The sequence below is a fragment of the Kytococcus sp. HMSC28H12 genome (assembly GCF_001816045.1).
Classification (GTDB): domain Bacteria; phylum Actinomycetota; class Actinomycetes; order Actinomycetales; family Dermatophilaceae; genus Kytococcus; species Kytococcus schroeteri.
In genome coordinates this window covers 1-1,000 of record NZ_KV824466.1, presented here as the reverse complement: position 1 = coordinate 1,000, position 1,000 = coordinate 1, and the positions used below count along the sequence as shown (strand labels likewise).

Sequence of the window (1,000 nt, the reverse complement as noted above, 5' to 3'; positions counted from 1 at the left end):
CGGATGGTGGCGCGGGTGACGGCGGTGCCGACGCCGGCGCCGACAGCGGTGCCCACGGCCCGGCCGACGGTGGCGCCGCGGTCTGAGTGAGCACCCCAGCTGCCGGGTCCGCCCCGGCCTCCCAGGACCGCCCCGCACTGCGTCGGCTCCTCCACACGGACCCGGCCGACTTCGCGGGGCGGTCCTGGGGCACCCGCCCCCTCCACGTCACCGCCGCCGAACGCGGTGGTGACGACTTCGCCGACCTCTTCTCCCTCGAGGCCGTCGACGAGCTGCTGACGCACCGCGCCCTGCGCACCCCCTTCCTGCGTATGGCCAAGGAGGGGCAGACCCTGCCCGAGTCGCGCTTCACCCGCGGCGGGGGCACCGGCGCGGGGGCCTCCGACCAGGTGGACGAGGACCGGGTGCGCTCCCTGTTCGCCGGCGGCTCCACCATCGTGCTGCAGGGGCTGCACCGCACCTGGCGGCCGATCGCGGAGTTCGCCCGCCGTCTCGGCGAGGACCTGCGTCACCCGGTTCAGGTGAATGCCTACATCACCCCTCCCCAGAACCAGGGTTTCTCCGCCCACTACGACGTGCACGACGTGTTCGTCCTGCAGGTCCACGGCACCAAGCACTGGACCCTCCACGAGCCCGTCATCGAGCACCCGCTGCGCGACCAGCCGTGGGACACCGTGCGCGAGCAGGTCGCCCACCGCACCGCGCACGAGGACCCCGTGGTCGACACCGTCCTGGAGCCCGGTGACGTGCTCTACCTGCCCCGCGGCACCATCCACGCCGCGGCGGCCCTCGGCGGCATCAGCGCCCACCTGACCATCGGGGTCCACACCTGGACTCCCGACCACATCGCCGGCGCCGCCCTGGAGGCGGCCCGCGCGCGCCTGCGCCAAGAACCCGCCCTGCGTGCCAACCTGCCGCTGGGGGCCCGCCCCGACGACGCCGCCGTCGTCGGCCCCACGCTGGAGCAGCTGCGCGGCGCCCTGCACGAGGCGATCGACTC

At 74.9% G+C, this 1,000-nt stretch carries 1 protein-coding gene; it reads left to right on the top strand.

What is annotated here, in order from left to right; translation table 11 throughout:
* Positions 1-86: 86 nt before the first annotated feature.
* A partial coding sequence (locus HMPREF3099_RS06410; RefSeq protein ID WP_202816712.1) for a cupin domain-containing protein occupies positions 87-1,000 on the top strand: 914 nt, incomplete at its 3' end.